The sequence below is a fragment of the Teredinibacter franksiae genome (assembly GCF_014218805.1).
GTDB lineage: Bacteria > Pseudomonadota > Gammaproteobacteria > Pseudomonadales > Cellvibrionaceae > Teredinibacter > Teredinibacter franksiae.
In genome coordinates this window covers 96,030-121,552 of record NZ_JACJUV010000008.1, presented here as the reverse complement: position 1 = coordinate 121,552, position 25,523 = coordinate 96,030, and the positions used below count along the sequence as shown (strand labels likewise).

General features: G+C 49.0%; 12 protein-coding genes. 11 read left to right on the top strand and 1 reads right to left on the bottom strand.

Features of this window, described 5'->3' with window-relative positions:
• Positions 1-71: 71 nt before the first annotated feature.
• Positions 72-1,385, bottom strand: a complete 1,314-nt coding sequence (gene gltA / locus H5336_RS20330; RefSeq protein ID WP_185236290.1) for a citrate synthase — start codon at positions 1,383-1,385, stop codon at positions 72-74.
• A gap of 861 nt (positions 1,386-2,246) precedes the next feature.
• On the opposite strand from gltA, the gene sdhC reads away from it, so the two are divergent.
• The 11 genes from sdhC (at position 2,247) to H5336_RS20275 (ending at position 25,156) form a co-directional block, all read left to right on the top strand.
• The gene (sdhC, locus tag H5336_RS20325; RefSeq protein WP_185236289.1) at positions 2,247-2,621 is read left to right on the top strand and encodes a succinate dehydrogenase, cytochrome b556 subunit; all 375 of its coding nucleotides are present in this window, start codon (positions 2,247-2,249) and stop codon (positions 2,619-2,621) included.
• Positions 2,615-2,986, top strand: a complete 372-nt coding sequence (sdhD, locus tag H5336_RS20320) for a succinate dehydrogenase, hydrophobic membrane anchor protein (protein ID WP_185236288.1) — start codon at positions 2,615-2,617, stop codon at positions 2,984-2,986. Before sdhC ends, sdhD begins: the two co-directional genes overlap by 7 nt.
• Positions 2,986-4,758, top strand: coding sequence for a succinate dehydrogenase flavoprotein subunit (gene sdhA / locus H5336_RS20315; RefSeq protein WP_185236287.1), 1,773 nt, complete (start codon positions 2,986-2,988; stop codon positions 4,756-4,758). The genes sdhD and sdhA overlap by 1 nt, the downstream gene beginning before the upstream one ends.
• 18 nt (positions 4,759-4,776) lie before the next feature.
• Positions 4,777-5,481, top strand: a complete 705-nt coding sequence (locus H5336_RS20310) for a succinate dehydrogenase iron-sulfur subunit (RefSeq protein WP_185236286.1) — start codon at positions 4,777-4,779, stop codon at positions 5,479-5,481.
• A 399-nt stretch (positions 5,482-5,880) separates the two neighbouring features.
• Positions 5,881-8,718 (top strand): 2-oxoglutarate dehydrogenase E1 component, encoded by a 2,838-nt coding sequence (locus H5336_RS20305; protein ID WP_185236285.1) that lies wholly within the window; start codon positions 5,881-5,883, stop codon positions 8,716-8,718.
• 60 nt (positions 8,719-8,778) lie between these two features.
• Positions 8,779-9,996, top strand: coding sequence for a 2-oxoglutarate dehydrogenase complex dihydrolipoyllysine-residue succinyltransferase (gene odhB, locus H5336_RS20300; protein WP_185236284.1), 1,218 nt, complete (start codon positions 8,779-8,781; stop codon positions 9,994-9,996).
• Between the two features lie 89 nt (positions 9,997-10,085).
• Positions 10,086-11,540 carry a dihydrolipoyl dehydrogenase gene (gene lpdA, locus H5336_RS20295; RefSeq protein WP_185236283.1) on the top strand — a complete coding sequence of 485 codons (1,455 nt, stop codon included), beginning with the start codon at positions 10,086-10,088 and terminating at the stop codon, positions 11,538-11,540.
• Between the two features lie 135 nt (positions 11,541-11,675).
• A complete protein-coding gene (sucC, locus tag H5336_RS20290) occupies positions 11,676-12,842 on the top strand; it encodes an ADP-forming succinate--CoA ligase subunit beta (RefSeq protein ID WP_185236282.1) in 1,167 nt (388 codons plus the stop codon).
• Positions 12,842-13,714: a succinate--CoA ligase subunit alpha gene (gene sucD, locus H5336_RS20285; protein WP_185236281.1), complete on the top strand. Its 873-nt coding sequence runs from the start codon at positions 12,842-12,844 to the stop codon at positions 13,712-13,714. The genes sucC and sucD overlap by 1 nt, the downstream gene beginning before the upstream one ends.
• Positions 13,715-14,708: 994 nt before the next feature.
• Entirely contained in the window at positions 14,709-24,608 is a 9,900-nt protein-coding gene (locus tag H5336_RS20280; protein WP_185236280.1) for a chitinase N-terminal domain-containing protein, read from the top strand.
• An 11-nt stretch (positions 24,609-24,619) separates the two neighbouring features.
• A complete protein-coding gene (locus H5336_RS20275) occupies positions 24,620-25,156 on the top strand; it encodes a hypothetical protein (protein ID WP_185236279.1) in 537 nt (178 codons plus the stop codon).
• Positions 25,157-25,523 lie beyond the last annotated feature (367 nt).

Below are 25,523 nucleotides of genomic sequence, written 5' to 3'. Positions count from 1 at the left end.
AAAAGTGGAAAAAGGGTAATAAAAAAGGCCGCGTGCGAAGCAGGCGGCCTTTCTGGCGGTATTTCTAAAAATTAGAAATTAGAGGGGTTGGCATCGGTGCGTGAATCTCGCGCTGGGAAGTCGCGAGTAGGTGCACCGGTATACAGCTGACGAGGGCGTCCAATTTTGTAGCCGTCGGTAATCATTTCGTGCCAGTGGGCAATCCAGCCAACGGTGCGCCCGGTAGCGAATATTACCGTGAACATGTCGGTAGGAATACCAATAGCCTTCATGATAATGCCTGAGTAGAAATCAACATTGGGGTAGAGTTTCTTCTCGATGAAGTACTCGTCTTCCAGAGCGATTTTTTCTAGACGCTTAGCGATTTTAAGCAGCGGATCGTTTTCTAGGCCCAGCTCCTCAAGCACTTCATCACAGGTTTCTTTCATTACCCGTGCGCGTGGGTCGAAGTTTTTGTATACGCGGTGACCAAAGCCCATCAAGCGGAAGGGGTCATCTTTGTCTTTTGCGCGAGCTACAAATTTATCGATATTCTTTTCGTCGCCAATTTCTTCGAGCATATTCAGCACGGCTTCGTTGGCGCCGCCGTGAGCAGGCCCCCACAGCGTTGCAATGCCCGCTGCGATACATGCGAAGGGGTTAGCGCCTGATGAGCCTGCGAGGCGTACAGTGGACGTAGAGGCGTTTTGCTCGTGGTCGGCATGCAGCAGGAATATACGGTCCATGGCGCGGGCGATAACGGGGTTAACGTCTGGGTCGTTGCACGGTGTACCGAACATCATGTGCAGGAAGTTTTCTGCATAGCCCAGGTTGTTGTCTGGGTACATGAAGGGCTGACCTTGAGAGTGCTTGTAGCACATGGCTGCGAGGGTCGGTACTTTTGCAATAAGGCGGTGGGCAGAAATAATACGATGGCGCGCGTTGTTGATGTCGAGCGAGTCATGGTAGAAGGCCGACAGGGCGCCTACAATGCCGCACATCATCGCCATTGGGTGTGAGTCGTAGTGGAAACCGCGGAAAAAGCGGGAAATCGACTCGTGGACCATGGTGTGATTGGTGATGATTTTGACAAACTCACTGTATTCGCTTTGTGAGGGCAGCTCACCGTGAAGCAAAAGGTAGCAAGTTTCTAAATAGTCAGACTGATTGGCAAGAACTTCAATGGGGTACCCGCGGTGAAGAAGAACCCCGGCGTCACCGTCAATATAGGTAATTTTAGATTCGCAGGACGCGGTAGAAACAAAGCCGGGATCATAAGTGAAGTATCCTTTGCCGGTTAAAGCTCTGACATCGATGACATCGGGGCCAATCGTGCCTGAGTAAACGGGCAGATCAATTGAACCATCCAGGCCTTCGACCGTAAGGTTTGCTTTCTTATCAGTCATTTCGGACTCCTGTGTAACAAAAAATGTGCAACCAAAAAACTAAGGGAAAATGCACAAGAACTATAAGTTGCGCGACTACTTTTTGGGCAATCACTCGAGATGCGATGGGGTGCTTTATACCCCTTCGCTTGTTATTTAATGCTGATACCCGCCATTCCTTGTATCTATAGTGGGAAGGTGAGGTATCGAGAGATCAGTATATTGCAACTGAGGTACTTCAGAGCATCCCTCCTTGGTAGTATTTTATTACGCCAATGGTTTTGCTCATGTACGGTGACTGCAACCTGGTTCCCTTTGGGTATTGGCCAAAAAACGGGCTAATACCACAAGCTCTCAGGGTGATGTCACCGTGAAGAGGCCAGATTATAGAGAATTTTCTCTCAGAAGGTGTAGTCTTGCGCTGAGCAGAATCAAAAAAACCTGCTTTACTAAAGCTGGAATGGTTGAATTTTAGACGTTATGGTCGATTGTGGTGATTTTTTTGGGGGGGCACCCCAAAATGGTGCGTTAAATGCCATAACAGGCTTGGTTGGTCAGGCCTAAGTGCTTATAAACATTTGTAATTTCACTATTGGCTCACTATAATTCGGCGCGTTTCCGACAGCGCATTCGCGCACAAGGTTATGGCGCATTTATCACTAATTTCGCCTTCCCTAACATATTCAGTAAACTCGATCCGGTTTTCATCAGCTCGTAGGGATGTTGGTGTGGCTTCGCCCAGTTTTTTTGAGCAAATAATGCTCAAGTAGGTCGGCCGGGCCCAACACTTGCGGGTGAGCGAGCGGGCAAGGGCAGTACTGAATTCTGGCTACTGAATTTTAGTTGTATACAAACCCGGTAAAGTTAAGGTGCGACAAAACCGTGAAAAATAACAGACCTGTTAATTTGGATCTCTCCACAATTAAGTTTCCTATAACGGCGATCGTTTCGATACTCCATCGCGTTTCTGGCGTTGTTATGTTGGCGGGTGTCATCCTGCTGCTGTTAATGCTCGATATGAGTCTTTCCTCCGAGGAAAGTTTTAACGCGCTTGGTGAGATACTCTCCGCCCTTTGGGCGAAAATCATTCTATGGGGTGTGCTTGCAGCGCTGGCCTATCATTTTGTGGCGGGTGTTAGGCACTTGATCATGGATATGGGCTACGGTGAAAGTCTCGAAGGGGGCAAGCTGGGCGCGAAAATTACGTTGTTTCTCTCAATTGTATTCATCATTGGTGCGGGAGTTTGGGTATGGTAACGGCCGTTACAAGCTGGGGGCGCAGTGGCCTCTACGATTGGTTAGTACAACGCTTTAGCGCTGTTGTGCTGGCTGTGTATACCGTGGTTGTAGTGGGTTTTATTGTCCTGCATCCGGGGTTGACGTACGGGGAATGGAGCGGTTTGTTTGACCAGCTGTGGATGCGTATTTTCAGCCTCTTAGTTTTGGTTTGTACGATTGCCCACGGCTGGATTGGCCTGTGGGGCGTATTAACCGACTACATAACAACGCGTATGATTGGTAATGCCGCACTTAAGTTGCGTATGCTTGCCCTTCTTATTTATGCACTCATCAGTATTTCATTTCTGGTTTGGGGTGTTGAAATCCTGTGGGGGTTTAGTTAATGGCGAATATCAGAACAATTTCATTCGACGGTATTGTTGTTGGTGGCGGCGGTGCCGGTATGCGCGCGGCTCTTCAAATGGCACAGTCTGGTTTTAAAACCGCGGTTGTCACCAAGGTATTTCCCACACGCTCCCACACAGTATCGGCGCAGGGCGGTATTACTTGCGCAATTGGAAGCTCTGACCCAGAAGACGATTGGCGCTGGCACATGTATGACACCGTAAAAGGGTCAGATTACATTGGCGACCAAGATGCCATTGAATATATGTGTTCAGTCGGCCCCGAAGCGGTATTCGAACTGGAGCATATGGGGTTACCCTTTTCTCGTACTGAAAACGGCCGTATATACCAGCGTCCGTTTGGTGGCCAGTCTAAAGACTTTGGCCGCGGTGGGCAGGCTGCAAGAACCTGTGCTGCGGCAGACCGTACCGGTCACGCACTGTTGCACGCGCTCTACCAGGGCAATGTTAAAAATGAGACTGTTTTCTTAAACGAATGGTTTGCTGTAGACCTGGTTAAAAACCAAGACGGCGCTGTTTGTGGCGTAATTGCTATTAACATGGAAGATGGCGAAGTTGTCCACATTAAATCCAAGGCCACGGTATTGGCTACGGGTGGTGCTGGTCGTATCTTTGCATCAACCACAAATGCTCACATTAATACCGGCGATGGTATTGGTATGTCATTACGTGCGGGCTTTCCCGTACAAGATATCGAAATGTGGCAGTTTCACCCAACCGGTATCCACGGCGCTGGTGTACTTGTAACCGAAGGTTGCCGCGGTGAAGGCGGTTATTTGGTAAACAAAGATGGTGAGCGTTTTATGGAGCGCTATGCGCCCAATGCCAAAGACCTTGCCGGACGCGATGTTGTTGCTCGCTCAATGGTTATGGAAATACTCGAAGGGCGCGGTTGCGGCGAAAATGGCGATCACGTATTCCTGAAACTCGACCATTTGGGTGCAGACACGCTAAATCAGCGACTGCCGGGTATCCTTGAATTGTCCCGTACTTTTGCCCATGCCGACCCTATAAAAGAGCCTATTCCGGTTGTGCCCACGTGCCATTACATGATGGGCGGAATTCCTACCAACGTTAACGGCCAGGTCCTCGTACCCAATGCCAAGGGTGAAGACGAAGTTGTTGAAGGTTTTTATGCGTGTGGTGAGGTAGCCTGTGTTTCTGTTCACGGCGCAAACCGTTTAGGCGGAAATTCACTGCTCGATTTAGTTGTATTTGGTCGTGCGTCAGGTTTGTATATTGAGAAATCTTTACGCGAAGGCATTGAGTTACGTGACCCTTCCGAATCTGATCTCGAAGCTTCAATGTCTCGGCTGAATAAATTAAATACCAGCACCGAAGGCGAGAACGCTTCTGTTTTGCGTACCGAGCTGCAAAATATTATGCAGAATCACTTTGGTGTATTCCGTAATGGTGAGTTCATGCAGGAAGGCATTAAGAAATTAGCCGATCTGCGCGGTCGTATTGAAAACCTAACGCTCGTCGATAAAAGTAATGCCTTTAATACGGCTCGAATAGAAGCGCTGGAAGTTCAAAACCTGTTCGAAGTTGCAGAAGCAACGGCTATTGCAGCAGAGGAACGCAAAGAATCTCGCGGCGCCCATGCCCGCGAAGATTTCCAAGTACGTGATGATGAAAACTGGTTATGCCATTCTATGTACTTCCCAAGCGATAAGCGTGTGGGCAAGCGCGATGTTAATTTTGCGCCAAAAACCATGGAAGCATTCGAACCAAAAGTTCGTACTTATTAATAAGGGGTGTAGGTAACTATGTTGAAAGTTGAAGTTTATCGCTACAACCCGGAAACGGATAAAGAGCCTTACATGCAGGCCTATGAGGTAGACACTCAAGGTAAAGACCTGATGGTGCTGGATGTATTGGAAATGTTAAAAGCCGAAGATCCTACGCTCACTTTCCGGCGTTCATGTCGTGAAGGCGTGTGCGGCTCCGATGGGCTGAACATTGCGGGTAAAAACGGTTTGGCCTGTGTTACGCCCCTGAGTGACTGCGTAAAGAAGAATAAATTGGTTCTTCGCCCGCTGCCAGGGCTTCCGGTTATTCGGGACCTCATTATCGATATGAGCCAGTTTTACACACAGTTCCTTAAGGTTGATCCATTCCTCCAGAACGATAACCCACCACCGGCTATCGAGCGTTTGCAGTCTTTGGAAGAGCGTGAAAAACTGGACGGTCTTTACGAGTGTATTTTATGCGCGTGCTGCTCAACCAGCTGCCCATCGTTTTGGTGGAATCCTGACAAATTTATTGGCCCTGCGGGCTTGTTACAAGCGTATCGTTTTCTGGCTGATAGCCGCGACACCGCTACCAATGAGCGCTTGGCTAAACTTGATGATCCGTTCAGTGTATTCCGCTGTCACGGTATTCAAAATTGCGTGGATGTTTGTCCGAAAGGTTTGAACCCCACACGTGCAATTGGTCATATTCGCAGTATGCTTTTACATCGCGGCGCCTAGTAATAACAGTGAGTGTTAAGTGGGTATTCGGCGAGTATTAGGTGAGTAGCACAGTGAGTAGTACAGTGAAACTAGGTTTATAGTACTTCCGTAACTTTTAAATGGGTTACAGAAAAAAGAGGTTACCGGAGTTTTGCTTAATGCCGCTCCGGTTTCTTTCAATATAAGTAAGGGGTTTTTCAAGCTAGAGTATTGGGTTATCTTTACTTATTGGCGAAGGAGGCGGCTTCGAGCGGACTCGTGATCCGGGTTGCTTGAGAGTCGTGCCAGACAAGGGGAGTTTTGCATTTTCCAATCTACAGATTGTGCTTGGGCTAATGTAAAAGTTCTACGGCAAACAATTATTAGCGTGTTCAGCAGCTCCAAAAAGAGCTGGTATTTGAAGGTGGTAAATAAACCATGCAAGAAAGTGTGATGGAGGCCCTTTGGAAAACGGGCCACATATCCGGCAGTAATGCTGCCTATGTTGAGGAAGTCTACGAGTCCTATCTTCAGGATCCGGCATCAGTTCCGGAGCAATGGCGTGATTATTTCGATCAGCTACCTACCGTTAATGGCGGTATGGGGTCGGATGTTCGTCACTCTGAAATTATCGAATATTTTGAATTACTGGGCCGAAATAGAGCCCGGCCCATGGTTGCGCCCGGTGAAGGTGCGGAGAATATTGCGCACGAGCGAAAGCAGGTTGAGGTTGTTCAGCTAGTCAATGCTTATCGCCTGAGCGGTCATCAGAAAGCCAATGTCGATCCATTGAACCTGCGAACAAAAAAAGCGCCGCAGGATCTGGACCTCGCCTTCCACGGTTTAAACGCCGCCGACCTCGACTCCGTATTCCAAACCGGTGACCTATCATTCGGTTACAAAGAATCCTCGCTCAAGGGTCTTATTGCTGATCTCGAAAAGACCTTTTGCCAAAATATCGGCGCCGAGGTTATGCATATTACCAACTACGAAGAGCGTCGTTGGTTGTTGCAACGCCTAGAAAGCAGCCGCTCAACACCGGATTATGGTGCCAAGTTTAAACGCCATATTCTCAGTCGTTTAACCGCTGCCGAAGGCCTTGAACGCCATTTGGACAGTAAGTACCCCGGTACTAAACGGTTTGGCCTGGAGGGTGGCGAGAGCTTTATCCCACTCATGGATACGCTCATTAACCGTTGCGGTGGCTATGGTGCCAAGGAAATGGTTATTGGTATGGCGCACCGTGGTCGCTTGAATACCTTGGTGAATATACTAGGCAAAAACCCCACGGCTCTGTTCAGTGAGTTTGAGGGCAAAAAGCTTGTCGATACCTCCGGTGACGTAAAATATCACCAGGGCTTCTCATCAAACGTGATGACCCCCGGCGGTGAAATGCACTTGGCACTGGCCTTCAACCCTTCGCATTTGGAAATTGTATCGCCCGTGGTCGAAGGGTCTGTAAGGGCTCGCCAAGACCGCCGTGACGATACGCGGGGCAATAAAGTTGTACCGGTGGTTATCCACGGCGACGCTGCGTTTGCAGGGCAGGGTGTGGTTATGGAGACATTCCAAATGTCTCAAACACGTGCCTATAAAACCGGTGGAACCGTCCATATTGTTATCAATAATCAAGTTGGCTTTACCACCAGTCGGGCCGAAGACGCTCGCTCTACCGATTATGCTACTGATGTAGCCAAAATGATCGAAGCACCCATCTTTCATGTTAACGGTGATGACCCAGAAGCTGTTGCCTACTTAACAAACCTTGCTGCCGATTATCGCAACGAGTTTGGTAAAGATGTAGTACTCGACTTAGTCTGCTATCGCCGACGCGGCCATAACGAGACCGACGAACCATCAGCCACTCAGCCGGTTATGTACAAAGCCATCCGTGCGCATAAAACCACACGTACTTTGTACGCCGAGCAGTTGGTGAACGAAGGCGTTATAAGTGCAGAAGACGCGGAAACTATGTCAAATGATTACCGCGCGGCATTGGATCGCGGTGAACATGTTGCCCATGGTTTGGTGAGTGAACCCGATTCATCCTTGTTTGTAGATTGGAGCCCCTATATCGGCCACGATTGGCAGACGCCCTACGACAGCACTTATCCACTGAAAGATTTGCAGGCGTTAGCCGAGCAGGTAACGTCTATTCCCGATGGCGTTCAGGTACAGCGCCAAGTGGCTAAAATTTATGACGACCGCCGCAAAATGGCCGGTGGTGCACTGCCTATAAACTGGGGTATGGCCGAAACGCTAGCCTACGCAACCTTGTTAAAGCAAGATTATGCTGTGCGTTTAACCGGCCAGGATGTTGGTCGCGGCACGTTCTCCCATCGCCATGCGGTTGTTCACAACCAAAAAGATGGCGAACTTTATGTTCCTCTCCAGAATGTAAAGGAAGATCAGCCAGCTTTTGATATTTACGATTCGTTTTTGTCTGAAGAAGCCGTGTTAGCATTTGAGTACGGCTATGCAACCACCACCCCGAGTGGCATGGTTATTTGGGAGGCGCAGTTCGGTGATTTTGCTAACGGTGCGCAGGTGGTTATTGATCAGTTTATTACCAGTGGCGAACACAAATGGCAGCGCCTTTGTGGTTTAACAATGTTATTGCCGCACGGCTACGAAGGCCAAGGGCCAGAGCACTCATCCGCCCGGCTTGAGCGTTTTATGCAGTTATGTGCCGAGCATAATATCCAAGTGTGTATTCCTACTACGCCGGCGCAGGTGTATCACTTGCTACGCCGTCAGGCTATTCGCCTTATGCGTCGACCCTTGGTTGTTATGAGCCCCAAATGGATTCTGCGTCACAAGTTGGCTACGTCTTCATTAGAGGAGCTGGCTAACGGTACTTTCTTGTCGGTCATTGGTGATGATGCCGTTGATCCAAAAGAAACCAAACGCGTCGTACTCTGTAGCGGTAAGGTTTATTACCACTTATACGAAGCGCGTGAAGAGCGTGAAGAAAAAGATGTAGCGCTTATTCGCATTGAACAGCTGTATCCGTTCCCCGAAGAAGATATCCGCGTAGCACTTAAGGCATTTGCACATATTAACGATGTGGTTTGGTGCCAGGAAGAACCGATGAACCAAGGCGCTTGGTATGCAAGTCAGCATCGCATGCGTCGTGTTGTCGAGCGAGTTAATGAAGACTCTTACCTGCGCTATGTAGGTCGATCGTCTTCTTCTGCTCCAGCAGCGGGTTATATGTCTACGCATCTCGATGAGCTTAATAAGTTTGTTAGTGCAGCACTGGATACCAGTGTTTAATTATTGACGTGTTAAATAGAAAATGTTTTTACGCAAAAAGCGAAAAGGACACATTTGAAAATGAGTAACGAGATCAAAGTCCCAACGTTTCCTGAATCTGTTCAGGAAGGCACAATCGCAACCTGGCACAAGCAGCCTGGCGAGGCATTCGCACGAGACGAAGTCATTGTCGATATCGAAACCGACAAGGTCGTTCAGGAAGTGCCCGCGCCCGCCGCCGGTGTACTGAAACAAATTCTGAAAGAAGAGGGCGATATCGTTGTGAGTAACGAAGTTATCGCTATCTTTGAAGAAGGCGACGCCGCCGCTGCTGGGGCGCCTACAGCAAGTGCTGGTGATAGCGCATCAGCCGCTACCAGTGGTAACGACATTATCGCGGCTCCAGCAGCCAAAAAGTTGGCTGAAGAGCGCGGTATCAATTTAGCGCTTGTAACGGGTACCGGCAAAGCGGGCCGTATAACCAAAGAAGATGTCGCAAACTTCACGCAGCCTGCTGCGCCAGCTCCAGCAGCTGCTCCGGCACCGGCTGCCAAAATTGCGGCTCCCAGCGCTCCGGTTGCAGAAATGACCGGCGAGAGAGTTGAAAAACGCGTACCTATGACGCGTCTTCGCGCGATAATTGCCGAACGGTTACTATCGGCAACGCAATCTACTGCCATGCTCACAACGTTTAACGAAGTGAACATGGGGCCGGTAATGGCTCTGCGTAAACAGTATAAAGATCAGTTCGAAAAAACCCATAATGGCACGCGCTTAGGTTTTATGGGCTTTTTTGTTAAAGCCGCCGTAGAAGCCCTGCGTCGTATTCCTGCGGTGAATGCTTCAATAGATGCGAACGACATTGTCTATCACGGTTATCAAGATATTGGCGTGGCGGTTTCAACCGCTAAAGGTCTTGTTGTTCCTGTGCTGCGTAACGTAGAAAACATGAGTATTGCCGAAATTGAAAACGGTGTACGCGACTTTGGTTTACGCGGGCGTGATGGAAAAATCAGTATCGACGAAATGCAGGGCGGTACGTTTACTATTACTAACGGTGGTGTATTTGGTTCACTGCTGTCTACTCCAATCTTGAATCCACCGCAGGCTGCCATTTTGGGTATGCACAAAATTCAGGAACGGCCAATGGCGGTTAATGGAGAAGTGAAAATCCTACCTATGATGTATCTTGCTCTGTCCTACGATCACCGTATTATCGACGGTAAAGAAGCTGTACAGTTTTTGGTGGCGATCAAAGACATGATTGAAGACCCAGCGCGTATCCTCTTGGAGCTTTAATACTTCACCATTGAGCCGGTTAGCCCGGCTCAAATTTCACAGAATTTAATATTCGATTGCATATCTTTAAATCTTTTGGGGTTATTCCTATGTCCAACAAATATGACGTTATCGTTATCGGTTCCGGTCCAGCTGGCTATGTTGCTGCCATTCGTGCGGCTCAACTCGGCCTGAAAGTCGCCTGTATCGAAAAGTGGAAAGGTAAGGATGGAAAGGGCGTTAACGGCGGTACTTGTCTGAATGTAGGTTGTATTCCTTCTAAAGCATTGCTCGACAGCTCTCATAAATATCACGAAGCTAAAGTCGCTTTTAGTGGCCATGGCATTGGTACTGGCGATGTGTCTATCGATGTTCCATCCATGATCGAGCGTAAAGACCGCATTGTGAAGCAAATGGCTAGCGGCGTTACCGGCTTGTTTAAAGCGAACAAAGTTACCTCCTTGTACGGTATGGGTAAATTGCTGGGCAATCGCAAAGTACAGTTAACCGATTTCGAAGGTAAAGAAGAAGTTTTTGAAGCTGAAAATATCATTTTGGCTTCTGGTTCCATTCCTGTCGCTATTCCCGTTGCCCCAATAGACGAAGATGTTATTGTCGATTCAACCGGCGCTTTGGAATTTCAGGAAGTGCCTGAGCGTTTGGGTGTGATCGGTGCAGGCGTTATTGGCTTGGAGCTCGGCAGTGTATGGGGTCGTTTGGGCTCAAAGGTTGTGTTGCTCGAAGCTATGGACACTTTTCTGGCTATGATGGACCAGCAAATTGCCAAAGAAGCACAAAAAATTTACAAGAAACAGCACCTAGATATTCGCCTAGGTTGTCGCGTTAATGGCACCGAAGTTATAGAAACCAAAGGTAAAAAAGAAGTTGTTGTTACCTACATTGGCAAAGACGGTAATGAGGCAAAAGAAACATTCGACAAATTAATTGTTTGTGTTGGTCGTCGTCCATTCACCGACGGCCTACTGGCTGAAGATTGCGGCGTTAAATTAGACGAGCGTGGCTCCATTTACGTTAACGATTTATGCTCTACCAGTGCCCCAGGTGTTTGGGCGGTGGGCGACGTTGTACGCGGCCCAATGTTGGCGCACAAAGGTTCTGAAGAAGGTGTAATGGTTGCAGAGCGCATAGCCGGTCAAAAAACCGTTATGAACTACGATATTATTCCAAATGTAATTTATACCCACCCAGAAATTGCGGCGGTAGGTCAAACCGAAGAACAAATTAAAGCAGACGGAGAGCCCTACAACGTAGGTACCTTCCCGTTCCTGGCAATTGGTCGCGCAGTAGCGGCAGACGAATCTGACGGTATGGTAAAAATTATTGCCCATGCTGAAACAGACCGTGTATTGGGTGCCCACATCGTTGGCCCTTGTGCTCCAGACTTGGTGCAGCAAGTGGCCATTGCCATGGAATTTGGCTCAAGTGCAGAAGATATTGGCATGACCGTATTTGGCCATCCCACCTATTCTGAAGCTGTTAAGGAAGCGGCTTTGGCTGTGAATGGTCATGCCATTCACATGCCTAATCGTAAGAAGCGCAAATAATAAATTTTGGGATAGCGTTCCCCAGTTAAACCCTGGCTCGGTCGTACTACACCGAGCCGGAATCAATATTCATCATAGATTTCTTTATCAATTACGGCACAACTGTATGCGAAAAGAAAAGAATGGGAAGTAGAAATGAACTTACATGAATATCAGGGCAAGCAACTCTTCGCCGAGTACGGATTGCCTGTCTCCAGTGGTGTAGCGGCCGAAACGCCGGCAGAAGCTGCAGGCGCTGCGGATATCATTGGTGGTGACAAATGGGTCGTAAAAGCTCAGGTTCACGCCGGTGGTCGCGGAAAGGCTGGTGGTGTAAAACTCGTTAGCTCAAAAGCCGAAATTGAAGAATTTTCTAAAAAGTGGCTGGGTAAGAACCTAGTCACCTACCAAACAGATGAAAACGGTCAGCCTGTTAGTCGTATTTTGGTTGAAACCTGTACCGATATTGCCGAAGAGCTTTATCTGGGCGCGGTTGTAGACCGCTCAACCCGTCGCATCATTTTTATGGCCTCTACCGAAGGTGGAGTTGAAATTGAAAAAGTTGCCGAAGAAACACCTGAAAAAATTCTTAAAGCAATAGTAGATCCCATGACGGGCGCTCAGCCTTATCAGGGTCGCGATCTTGCTTTTCAGCTAGGCCTCGAAGGTAAGCAAGTGAAGCAATTCACGCAGATATTCCTTGGCTTGGCAAAAATGTTTCAAGAAAAAGATTTGGCGCTGCTGGAAATTAACCCACTGGTTATTACCGAAGAAGGCAACCTTCACTGCCTAGACGCCAAGGTAACTATCGACAGCAATGCCATGTACCGTCAGCCCGCATTGAAAGAAATGCACGACCCTTCGCAGGAAGACGAACGCGAAGCGCATGCGGCCAAGTGGGAGCTGAACTACGTAGCACTCGACGGCAATATTGGCTGCATGGTAAACGGTGCTGGTTTAGCCATGGGTACCATGGACATCGTAAAGCTGCACGGCGGAAAGCCAGCCAACTTCCTCGACGTAGGCGGTGGTGCAACCAAAGAGCGTGTAGTTGAAGCGTTCAAAATTATTCTCTCCGACGAAAACGTATCGGCCGTATTCATTAACATCTTCGGTGGTATCGTTCGCTGTGACCTCATCGCCGAAGGCGTAATTGGTGCAGTAGAAGAGGTTGGCGTTAAAATTCCAGTGGTGTGTCGCTTGGAAGGTAATAACGCCGAGTTGGGTGCAAAAGTATTGGCAGACAGCGGCTTAAATATTATCGCCGCCACCAGCCTTACCGATGCTGCAGAGCAAGTTGTTAAAGCTGCGGAGGGCAAATAATGAGTGTTTTAATTAATAAAGATACAAAAGTTCTTTGCCAGGGTTTTACCGGTTCACAGGGTACATTCCACTCAGAGCAAGCGATTGAATACGGTACCAATATGGTCGGTGGTGTTACCCCAGGCAAGGGCGGTCAAACCCACCTTGGCTTACCGGTATTTAACACCATGGCTGAAGCCGTTGCCAAAACCGGCGCCGATGCTTCCGTTATATACGTGCCCGCACCTTTCTGTAAAGATTCCATTCTTGAGGCTGCTCACAGCGGCGTTAAGTTAGTGGTTTGTATTACCGAAGGCATCCCAACGTTGGATATGCTCGAGTGTAAAGTTAAGTGCGACGAATTAGGCGTGCGCTTAATCGGCCCTAACTGCCCAGGTGTTATCACCCCAGGCGAATGTAAAATCGGCATTATGCCCGGCCACATTCACCTGCCGGGTAAAGTGGGTATTGTTTCCCGCTCTGGTACGCTTACCTACGAAGCCGTGAAGCAAACTACGGATTACGGTTTTGGCCAGTCTACCTGTGTTGGTATTGGTGGCGACCCCATTCCCGGTTCAAACTTTATCGATATTCTTGAGTTGTTCCAAAACGACCCGCAAACCGAAGCCATTGTAATGATCGGCGAAATCGGTGGAACCGCAGAAGAAGAAGCAGCCGCTTACATTAAAGAAAATGTAACCAAGCCAGTTGTTTCTTATATTGCCGGTGTTACTGCACCTCCTGGAAAGCGCATGGGTCATGCCGGTGCGATTATTTCGGGTGGTAAGGGTACCGCAGACGAGAAGTTTGCTGCATTGGAAGATGCGGGTGTGAAGACTGTTCGTAGTCTTGCGCAAATTGGTGATGGCTTGAAGGAAATTACCGGTTGGTAGTTTTTGGTTAAAGTTGTTTGTATGGAAAACCCTCGACCTGTTCGGGGGTTTTTTTTGTGTTTTGTAAAGATAAGGAAATTGATTGTGTGTTTGTTGCCGCGTGGGCGGTGCTTTTATATGTGGTTTTATTGGCATTTATTGTAAATGGCCGGCTCTGATTATGCTTCTATTGCTATCCCGTACTTGTCAATTTATATGTTAACTTCATTTTCGTTGTTATCAGTTACTATCTTACGGTGATCCTCCTAACCTTACTCTGTTAACGAATCTGCATTACACATAGCAGAACTGTCGGCCTAGCAAGATGAGCCTGTATAGTAGGGTGTGGCGTGCAGCGTTATTTGTTGGCGCAAAAAATTATTTCGTGTGTTCCGTACGGTTTAAATACGTACGAGTGCAGGGGTTGGAGTTAGTAGTGATGCTTCTGCTTCTGCTTCTGGTTAATTCATGGCGCTCCGTTTCTAAGTCATTATAAAACCTCAAAGCTTGATTTATATCGGGTTTCCTCTGTTCCTTTTTAAATTTATTCAACTGCGCCGTTTTGAGAAAATTGCACCGTGGTTTTTTTACGTAAATTGTATTTGTGCGTAGCGAATCTAGCGTCTGTGCTTGCAATCGTGACGTTGTAGTCGATTCGACTTTTTGTTGGGTGGCGGGTTCTGAATGCAATAAGTAAAAAAGTATTACAAGATTTAACAAGGAATAGCCCAAACGGACTATTTTATTCTTGGTCAAAGGCGCTATAATCAACGCGCATTTTATGGAAAATCGAACGATTGTTTTATATGTTCAGTGAACAGTCGAATTATCATGGAAGAAACAGCTCATATGTCTATCAGCAAAATTTACTCGTAAACGTTTCCTGTTCAGTACGCCTGTTTTTATTGTTGCTCATATATTGATGAGGGCACTTGCGCGTCTGATGGTTTTACGCTGAATGGCTATTGAATCTTAATTGTTTTGAGGTCGCACTGTGATTACAGCTAGTGGATTAATGAAGAAGAATATGCGAAAAAATATTGTGAGTTACTTGCTTGTCGTGCTTGGATGTTTTTTTGCGGCCTCAATAGCGGCAGAAACCTATAGTTTTGGGAGTTTTAGTTCTGGAGTTGGTACTGCTCGCTACACAGACAGTGATGGAACTTTTAAACTTACATGGTCTTCTTTGTCTGGAACTGAATATTATCGACTAAAGCTGGGCGGGTGGACGCTGAATTCATCTAGCTCCCTAAGCTATGCTCAGTCAGGGTTATCGCCGTATAAATATGTGTACACAGTGTACGCATGCTACATCGAAGAAGATGAATATGATGAGGACGATAACTGGGAAGTATGCAGGAAGAACCCAACAACAATTGAAGTTACCGTTCCCTCCACACCGCCCTCAAAACCCTCCATGACCGGTACTACCTCCAGCACTTCTGGTTCATATACCGTTTCTTGGAATAGTGTTTCGGGCACTACGAACTACAGATGGCGCACACGCACCAATGGTGGTGGTTGGAGTGGTGATGCCTCCCGTACATCGACCTCTTTCAGTGTTAGTGGCAAAGGAACGGGCCGCTATGGTTATCAAGTACGTGCTTGTAACTCGGCGGGCTGTTCGGGATATTCTGCCGAACGCACAGTGACGGTATCGCGCGCGCCGGGCACTCCCCCCTCGCTTGGGCAAGACCGAACGCCTAGCGACCCAACAGTTGTAGTGAGCTGGGGAGCCTCTTCCGGTACCGTCACCCAGTATAATTTTGATTACAAAAAAAGCACCACCAGCAGTTGGAGTAATGGCTACGATGGTGCTTCGCGAAGCAAAACCTTGAGCGGGCTATCCGTAGGAAACTGGAATTACCGGGTTAAGGCGTGTAATACCTATTACGGTGTAACGGCCTGCTCAGGGTGGAAAACGGCTAACGGTGTTATTCAAACGGTACCCTCGGGAGTGGATGCACCTTTTCTGGTTGAAGGTGGCGTAAACAGTTCCTCTGGTTCCTACACACTGCGGTGGAATGAGTTTGAATACACCTATACGACAAAAATTGAGCGTAGCGTAAATGGTGGTTCTTATGTAGAAATTCCCTACAGTGAGGACGAAGATGAAGTGGATACATGGTATTTAGTTACAGTAAGAAACCAGGCTGATGGTTATTACCGTTATCGAATTAAAGAATGCAATGCTATTGGCTGCGGTTACAGTAATGCTCTTCAAATCAATGTGGCCCGTAAACCGGCCACCCCAGGGGTGCCCTCCGGTTCACCCAATTTGGGTGATGGGGCCATCAGTATTTCCTGGGGCAGTTCCAGCTACGCCACTACTTACGATTTGGAATACAGTAAAAACGGTGGTAGCTACGTGAATAGCTACGACGGCTCTTTCACCAGCACCAATGTTAACTACGGTGCGGGCAGTTACGTTTTCCGTGTGCGGGCTTGTAATGTGCGCGGCTCATTTACCAACTGTTCGGGCTGGCGATACTCCTCCTCTGCCGTTACCGTGGCCGCACCCGGCAGCGTTCCATCTTTAACGGTACCCGCTGACGACAATAATGGTAGCTACAGCGTAAGCTGGGGCAGCGTTACCAATAGCCGCAACTATACCCTGCAAGAGCGCACTGGAACCGGCAGCTGGGCTACCCTTCAAAACACCAGTGCTACCAGTCGCACCATTAGCGGTAAAGGTAACAATACCTATGGTTACCGTATACGTGCCTGTAACAACATAGGCTGTACAGCCTACTCCGCCGAAAAACGTATTAATGTTGCCCTAACGCCGGGCACGCCCAGTAGCATCAGTGCACCCACACCACACGATGGAGACTTCACCGTTAGCTGGGGTATAGCAAGCGGTTCTATTACCCAATACGAGCTGGAGCAGCGCGTTAACGGTGGTGACTACACCAATGTTTACACTGGCACAGCGACAAGCCAATCGATTTTGGTTGCCGGTGCGGGCAGTTACTATTACCGTGTGCGAGGGTGTAAAGCCGTGGGCAGCAACGTCAGCTGTTCCGGCTGGCAAACAACATCCTCCGCGTCCATCGCAGCGGTCCCTGGCAGTGTGCCTAGCCTGAGCGGCCCCACCAGTAACGCCAGTGGCAGTTACAGTGTTAGTTGGGGTGGCGTGACCAATAGTCGCAAATATACCCTGCAAGAGCGCTCTGGAACCGGCAGTTGGGCTACGCTTCAAGATATCAGCGCCACCAGTCGCAGCATTAGTGGAAAAGGCAGCAACACCTACGGGTACCGTATACGTGCCTGTAACAACATAGGCTGTACAGCCTACTCCGCCGAAAAACGTATTGATGTTGCCCTAACGCCGGGCATGCCCAGTAATATCAACGCCCCCATTTTACAGGGGGGAGACTTTACCGTTAGCTGGGATACTGGAAGCGGCTCGATTACCCAATACGAACTGGAGCAGCGTTTTAATAATGGTGACTACACCAATATCTATACAGGCACAGCGACAAGCCAACCGATTTCGGTTGCGAGTGCGGGCAGTTATGATTACCGTGTAAGAGCATGTAAAACGGTGGGCGGCAACGTCAGTTGTTCCGGTTGGAAAGCAACATCCTCCTCGTCCACCGCAACAGCTCCTAGCAGCGCGCCCGAGCTGAGTGGGCCCACGAGTAATACCAGTGGCAATTACAGTGTTAGTTGGGGCGGCGTAAGCCTTGCTACCTCCTACCGTTGGCAAGAAGGCACTGGCAGTAGCTGGAGCAATGAACAAACAACCAGCGGAACCAGTGCTACCTTATCAAAAACCCAAAACGCCACTTACAAGTACCGGGTTCGTGCCTGCAACAAACTGGGTTGTGGTGGCTACTCCAGCGAAAAAACGGTCAGTGTAAATATTGCATCCACCATCGATACACCCCAGGTTCCTGCATTGGCCACAGCGCCTGCGCCAAGTACCAGTATCGACCAATCCAAAACCCTGGCAGGCGAATTTAATGTTACGCCCGGCGGTCAGGCCAGCTACAACATCGACGTACTAACCGCACGCGGTACTGCCGGTTTAGCACCACGGGTAAGCCTGGGTTATGCCAGTGGTGGCGGAAATGGCTTGGCTGGTTTGGGTTGGAGTTTGAGCGCCGGCAGCCAGATATCCCGCTGTCGTCAAACCGAAGGGCAAGATAGAAATGCCCTGGCTATCGCCTGGGGGCAAACCGACCGATTTTGTTTAAATGGTCAACGTCTCTTGGTGCAAGACGGTGCTGTTTACGGTGCCCCCGGTTCAACCTATAAAACCGAAATTGACAGTTACGCGCGTATTACAGCCGTGGGCGGCACCACCGGCTACCCCAATGCCTTTACCGTAGAACACAAAAATGGCCTGGTTGAAAACTACGGCGCAACAACCGATTCGAAACTTCAGCTTAACAGCAGCGACAGTAAAACCGTGCTTACCTGGGCCATTAACGAACGTTTTGATGCGCTTAACAACCGTATCGAATTTAACTACTACAATGATGCCGATGGCCAGCGATTAGAAGAAATCAATTTCGCCTACGGTAATGGAAGCAGCCCAGGTGCGCAGATTGCGTTTGAGTACGACCCGCGCGACGACATTATCAGCGGCTATGTAGCAGGCTATGAAAAACGCACGGCCAAACGCTTAAAAAATATTAAATCCTATAGCAACGAACAATTGTTAAGGGAATACAAGCTCAGCTACGATACCGGCACAGCGGCAACGGATAACGACAAACTCAGTCGTATTAGTGAAATACAAGAGTGCGTGGGCAGTACCTGTTCGCAGCCTACGGTGTTTGAGTGGAGTATTCCGGAGAATTCATACGCTTCTGCAAACTACAGTTACACGCTCCCGGGTGGTGCCGGGATAGAAGGGGCTGGTGGTGCGCCTATAGCAATGGGTGACATCAATGGCGACGGTGTTACAGATGTTGCCTGGATGGACACTAATTCAGCTTTGCGTTATGCGTTTGGTTCAGTGACTGACAGCGGCAGCTTTGTATTTTCTAGCGCAACCTTCACGAACGGTGCGGTTACTGCGGGGCCAGCAGATGGGCAGTGGGCGAAAAAGCTTGCGGCTATCGATGCAAACGGCGATGGCCGTACCGATATCGCCTACAAAGATTCTTTATGGGTTTCTACACCGCTTGCAGATGGGCGTTGGGTGCTCTCCGCCACGCCTGTTTCAATACCAAAATATGGCGATACAGAGCCCGGTCAAAACACCATCTACACTACCCAGTTTGCTGATGTTAACGGGGATGGCCTGGCAGATTTCTTAAGGATGCGATTGGTTGACGAAAAAGTGGGTGACCTCTGGAATTATCAATCAGAATTAGTCGTTAATTATTTATCAATAAACCCTGGTGAGCCCGCAACCTCGCCAAATTATTATGCTTATTCTGAAGGCCAGTTGCTCGAAAACAACTACTCGGTTGAATGTACTTCTGGTGACGATGAATATGACTGTGACTTTCAGTTGAGTTCAGTAAAAGTACCTGTTCGGTTAAACCAGGTTGGCCCCGACTTTAATGGCGACGGGCGCGTGGATTTTATGGCGTCCGGTATTTATCAGATAGATTGCTCCGAAGAAGATCAAGATGGCCTGGGCGCTGAAGCCTGTAATGTAATGGATACCACGATCTACCCTTATGTGGTAACAGCAAATGGCAATGAAGGGCTTAAGTTTGAGCAATATGCGTCAGAAATAGTTAACGGATTCAGCGTTGTTTATGGTGTTCAAGGCTTCAACTTTTCAACATCCACGCCAGATTTGAATGGAGATGGCCTGTCCGATTTATTCCGTCGGGTTGCTAGTAGCTACAAATACCGCTTAAGCACCGGATTAGGGTTTGCGGAGGAGAAGAGTATCTCGTTGCCTCACGCATGGGGGCAGCACCCAACCCTCTTGGATATGAATTTTGACGGTCATCCAGACATCGTCTGGCTGGACGACGGTGGCCATGCGCCAGGGGAACTTTCAACTCACACCCTTACGCGAAAAGTCAACCTTTGGGACCCGGCGACTAACAGTTTTGAAGTCAACCCAATTGACTTGTCGACTGAAAGCCTGACCTATATTTACTACAAGTACCTCACTTATCATAACGACTCTGTTGACCTTTATGCCTATCGAGAAGGGCAGCCTACAACGCGCAATCAAATGCGGGATTTAGACAGTGATGGCTACCCGGATATGGTCTGGCTGCCCGCAGATGATGGCAACCAGATTCGCATTAAGAAAAACCTCCAGTCTGTTGTAACCACATCAAAAAATAAAATTGTTGGTGTGGCAAAAGGGCACGGGCATCAAATTGATATTGCTTATGAACCAATTGCACAGAGTGATCATTACTCACGCATTGGCGGTATTGGTACCGCGGAAGAGGAGCACTGCTGGATCGAAATCGTTGACGACGAAGACGATGATGTAATGGAAGTTTGTGGCAACGTTGTGGTTGCTGATGAGCAAGAGTTTTATAGGAACATCAATACCCCCTGGCACGCCTTGCATGAAAAAGAGCAATCTCTCACGCCTGCCACGCCTGTATTGGAGGCATTTGGGTCTAGCTCGGTGGTTACGCGTGTTGAAACCTCTGCAACGGCAGCAAATGATAGTGTAGGTCAGGCAGGGCAAATCGACAGCAATGTCAAAAACACGCACAGCTATTACTATGCTAATGCCAAAATTCAGGCTGGTGGTCGCGGTTATCTTGGGTTTGAGTCAATGAGTGTCGTGAATGAACACTCCGGGCTTAAAACAGTTACCAAGTCTCGCCAGGATTGGCCCTTTAACGGCCGCCCGCGCTCCAAAACCGTATTAAGTGAAGAGGGCTTTGTACTGTCACAAACCCGTTTCTACGATGGCTTTGTGACCTGTGTAGACGAGACCGGCCCCATAGCCGGTTGTGCCGACCCGTTGGCGGAAACGGCCGCCAATAGCGGAACGGCCGAACTAGGCCCCCTGCAAATCTACACCCACGAAGTGGTAGCCAAATCATACGCGCTAGCGGCTAATGGTACGGCTCAAGGGGATTTGGTTAGCGAAAGTGTCACCAATAGGGTGTTGGATAATAAAGGCAACATGGAAGAAGAAACCGTTGTTGTGCATGGCATGGACGAAAGCAGCAATACCGAAGCCTTAATAAAGGTGCTCGATAAAACATCAGACTACGGTTACGTGTTTAAAGGCGAGGGCGAAAGCTGGAGCCAACAGTTGGGTCGGCTTGAAACCGCGGAAGTGACCACCAGCCGCGAAGCATCCAGTAATAATCCCGCTTACGATACCGTCACGCAAAGCAAAGCCTTTACCTACACCGAAGAGGGCATGGTTCAAACTGAAACCCTGACCGTCTCACCGGACGCGACAGGCTATAGCCAAGCGACCACCCACAGCTACGATAGCTTTGGTAACAGGCAATACTCCACCATTGCCGCCGATGGTCAAACCCGTTACAGCCCAGAAAGTGACTACGACGACCGCGGCCGTTTTGTTGATGCCGTCTACGACCGCTTTACCAGTGGCGATAATCCGGCGGCGGGTACCCGCATTAAAGTAAGTGACGTTGTTAGCCGCGATAAATACGGCACACCCACCGAAACCCGTGCCTACATGGACCGCACCAACACGGGCGCCTACACCACCCAAACCGCAGCCACTACCGCCTTTGGTACCCCGTATTTTACCGCCAGCAGTGAGGGTGCCTCGGCAGCGACTACCATGGGCAGTGGCACCTACGGAGTCTGTAGCCAAAGCCATAACGTTTATTGGCAACTGGAGACCACCGCAACGGGAAACCAAACCCTGGGTTGTTTTGATGTACAAAGCCGTCCTATTCGCCAAGCCACGTTGTCCTATGACGGCAGCGACTGGGTAGTGGTAGACACCGAGTACGACATACTCGGCCGTGTATTGCGTAAAAGCGAACCCTACTTCGCCAACGCAGGTGCCAGTAAATGGACCGAAAACTCCGGCATGGATATTCTTGGCCGTGTCACCGATATGGTTGGCCCGGTACGCGAAGATGGCGGCCGCCCGCGCACCCAGATCAGCTATGTTAATAACCGCAAAACCACCACCGCCCACAACAACAGCGCGGAGGGCCCCAGTACCCTTGTGCGCACCGAAATCACCGACGGCTTGGGCAAAATTATTCAGGTGACCGACCCGGCCGACGGCATTACCGCCTTTGCCTACGATGCGCGGGGTAACCTGCGCTTAATGACTGACCCGTCACAGGTTAACCAAACGCAAATCACCTTCGATGCCCTAAACCGTAAAACCTGGATGAACGACCCCGATAAGGGCGAGTGGCGCTACGTGTACAACACCTTTGGCGAAATCACCTGTCAGCAAGACGCTAACGGTCAGGTTATTCAGCAGGTGTACGATATTCGTGGCCGCCTGTATAGCCGCACCGATCGGGTAGCCGCCAGTGGCAGTGCGTGTGAGAGCCCAACGGGTGGTGTGCAAACCTATAGCCAATGGCAATACGACACCGCCAGCAATGGCTTGGGGCAATTGGAGCAAATGTGGGATTCCGGCACCGTAGGGGGCAGTGCCCGCTACACCCAAAGCCACAGCTACGACAACTTTGGCCGAATCGGCACCACCACCACCAGCTTCCCTGACCATAGTGGCGCCATTACCGGCCATTACGAAAAAGCCACCTACGACCAGTACGGTCGCGTATTCCAAACCTTCGATGGTGCCCGTACCTCGGCTGATTTTAGTCACAACGGCATCCAGCATGTGTACAACAATCAGGGCTACCTGAGTGCCGTGGTAGATGTGGAAAGCTTTAACGGCTACCGCATGCCTTACTACACCGTGGTGAACATGGACCAGCGGGGCAATATCACCAACGCCGAATACGGCAACGGTGTTACCCAGGAAAACGAATACTACGCCGACAGCGGGTTGGCTAAAATCATCAAAGCCTGGGGTGGCCAGTTGGTGGGCAGTGGTCAGTTCGCTGAATACCAGTGGGACATGGTGGGCAACCTGCAAAGCCGCAGCGAAAAGGGTAGCGGAAGCTTCTGGGATAATTACCAGAGCGGGCGCGATATAGAAGAAAGCTATACCTATGATGCCCTTAACCGCCTAAACACCTGGACCTCCACCGGCGATATCACAGAGTTTGCAGAAGTTACCTACAGCAATATTGATAATATCGAAAGCAAAACCGGTATAGGAACTTACGATTACGGCAGCGACTGTAGCAGCAGTCAAAACGCAGGCCCCCATGCGGTGTGTCGCATTACCGATGACAACAACACGCAAACCCTGTACTACTACGATCACAACGGCAACTTATTGTCCGACGGTAGCGGTCGAACGCTCACCTACAGTGTGTTTGATAAGCCGCTCACTATCCAAAAAGGCAGTCACACCACCAGTTTCCAATACGGCCCCAGCCGTGCGCGCTTCAAGCGGGTAGATGTTGGAGCAGAGGGGACCACCAGCACCCTCTACATTGGTGGCGTGGAGAAAATCAAATACCCCGATAACAAAATTGTCTGGAAGCGCAAAGTAGCCGGTGTTGCTATCGAAACCGAACACGTTAGCCAACAAACGCGGGAACTGCACTTTCTACATTACGATCACCTGGGTTCTCTCAGCTTAATTACCGACGAGATTGGTGGCGATGTAGAAGAGCACTACTTCGACCCCTGGGGCGATAGCCGCAAGGCGAACCGGGAAACGGATACCTGGGAAGATACCCAGCCGTTCTTGAAAGCCAGTAAGCCGATTACCAGCCGGGGTTATACCGACCACGAAATGCTGGATGAGGTAGAGCTTGTTCATATGAATGGGCGCATCTACGATGCGAAGATAGCGCGATTTGTGCAGGCGGACCCGATTATTCAAGATCCGTTGCGGGTACAGAGTTTGAATCGGTATTCTTATGTTTGGAATAATCCGTTGAATGCTGTGGATCCTAGTGGGTTTGAGGCAGAGACAAAGGTAAGGTACTACAACACTGAATATGCTCATGGTTTTGTTGGCAGTAGTATTGGTTCGACATCAAAAAATAAGGAAAATACCGATGCAGGTAAGGAACAGAAGTCAAAGGGTACCTCATCGCAGAGTAATAATAATAAGGCTTCGGGGGTTACGTTTGATCCTGAGTCTGGAGGTGGGGAGGAGTCTCAGGTTGAGCAGAATTCTATGGCTGATACTCAGGTGACATCAGGTGTTGCTGCGGTGGCCGCCCCGGCAGCCACTGCGGCCCCCGCTTTGGAGGAGATGATTGTTGAGGGAACGCGAAGGGCTGGCAATGCAATTAGCCATTATATGAGGAACTCGCTCCGTGTGGCGGCTGCACGGTTTGTAACGCATCCGGCTACGCTTTTTGTTGCTGGTATGTTTGTGCCGGGAAATACCGGTTATGATCGTTGTTATGACATGCTCTCCTGTATGGTCAATGGGGTCGAAATTAATACGGCGACTGGAATGCCGGTTTCTTATGGGGGAGAGACTACTTCGCCAGGAGGTTGGCCTGGGGGGGATGACCCAAACAATAAAGGCGGGTTATTCAGAAACCAGGTTCCAGGTAGCCTTAGTCAGGAAATGCAAGCCGCAAAAAATGTCGGTGCTAATCCAATGGTTGCGGCGAGAGGAACCCAAATGGAGGGCCTCGTTAACCAGGGAACTATTAAGTGGGTTGTTAATTCACGAGGTCAGTTAATTGTCTCTTCCCATACTGTCCGGGGGCAGGAGATTTCTCATGCTGTACTATCAGGTGGGCGTCCAGTTATGGCTGCTGGACAAGCTGAGATTGCAGCAAGTAACGGTCAATTTATCGGTATGAGAATAACTACTCATAGTGGGCATTTTATGCGAGGAACATCGGCCGCTCAGAATGCTCGAGCTATGCAGGTTGGCGTAGATGCATTTAGAAAAATTGGAATAGGCTTTTAGAGGGGCAGTTTATGGAAATAGATGAGGTTGCAAAAAAGTCTGCAGTTCTAGCAATCCAATGGTTTGATGCAAAAGAAAAAAATGGCTTTAGTAGTGATGTGAACTTTGATGGTTTAGGTTTTTGTGCTGCAAATAACGCAAGGGATGAAGAGTTACCTTGTGAGGAAAGGCTTCTTTGGGCTGAGTTATCTAATCGAGCTTATAGTGAGTCTGAGCGAAGGCTCCCTGAATCAGAGAGAGGAGCCACTGAATTATCCCAAATGAATTTACGTGCTTGTTTAATCCTGTCAATGGGTCAACAGGCGGGTCATAAAATACTAGATGCTAATGTGATACTGGATTGGTTATTTTGTGCGGCTGATAAAGTTGGCGAGTCAAAATTAGAGTCTTATTTGCCCTGGCATGAAAAAGGTATTTCAAGAGAGCTGATGTTAGATTTGAGAGCAATTAAAAACAGGCTAAATGTTTGCGAGCTGCTTTACGATAAGAAAATTGTGGAATCGGAGAGATTGGAATACCTGTTAAAAATAAAAAAGGATCTGCCTTAACCTAAATGCCTCGATAAGTTCGATAAAAACAAAAGGACATCCAAAAACTTGACAAGCCTTCCTGGTTCGCCAGCTTCAAGATTAAAGTGCACCGGCAGCACAAGTTAACTACTTTTTAGTTTCTGACAAACAAAAGGACATCCAAAAACTTGACAAGTCTTCCAGGCTCGCCAGCTTCAAACAAATAAAAGGACATCCAAAAACTTGACAAGCCTTCCTGGTTCCGGTAATTTGTGCAACCATGACCCAAAGCCGTGACAATAAAAAGGACATCCAAAAACTTGACAAGTCTTCCAGGCTCTAGTAATTTATGCAACCATGACCCAAAGCCGCGAAACATTAATCTCTCTAGATTCAACACCGTTTT

What these genes read in the sequence shown, in the direction of transcription:
- sdhA (WP_185236287.1), top strand. Translation starts at nt 2,986, where the DNA reads ATGGCGAATATCAGAACAATTTCATTCGACGGTATTGTTGTTGGTGGC.
- H5336_RS20310 (WP_185236286.1), top strand. Translation starts at nt 4,777, where the DNA reads ATGTTGAAAGTTGAAGTTTATCGCTACAACCCGGAAACGGATAAAGAG.
- H5336_RS20305 (WP_185236285.1), top strand. Translation starts at nt 5,881, where the DNA reads ATGCAAGAAAGTGTGATGGAGGCCCTTTGGAAAACGGGCCACATATCC.
- odhB (WP_185236284.1), top strand. Translation starts at nt 8,779, where the DNA reads ATGAGTAACGAGATCAAAGTCCCAACGTTTCCTGAATCTGTTCAGGAA.
- H5336_RS20280 (WP_185236280.1), top strand. Translation starts at nt 14,709, where the DNA reads ATGAAGAAGAATATGCGAAAAAATATTGTGAGTTACTTGCTTGTCGTG.
- lpdA (WP_185236283.1), top strand. Translation starts at nt 10,086, where the DNA reads ATGTCCAACAAATATGACGTTATCGTTATCGGTTCCGGTCCAGCTGGC.
- sdhD (WP_185236288.1), top strand. Translation starts at nt 2,615, where the DNA reads ATGGTAACGGCCGTTACAAGCTGGGGGCGCAGTGGCCTCTACGATTGG.
- gltA (WP_185236290.1), bottom strand. Translation starts at nt 1,385, where the DNA reads ATGACTGATAAGAAAGCAAACCTTACGGTCGAAGGCCTGGATGGTTCA.
- sucC (WP_185236282.1), top strand. Translation starts at nt 11,676, where the DNA reads ATGAACTTACATGAATATCAGGGCAAGCAACTCTTCGCCGAGTACGGA.
- H5336_RS20275 (WP_185236279.1), top strand. Translation starts at nt 24,620, where the DNA reads ATGGAAATAGATGAGGTTGCAAAAAAGTCTGCAGTTCTAGCAATCCAA.
- sucD (WP_185236281.1), top strand. Translation starts at nt 12,842, where the DNA reads ATGAGTGTTTTAATTAATAAAGATACAAAAGTTCTTTGCCAGGGTTTT.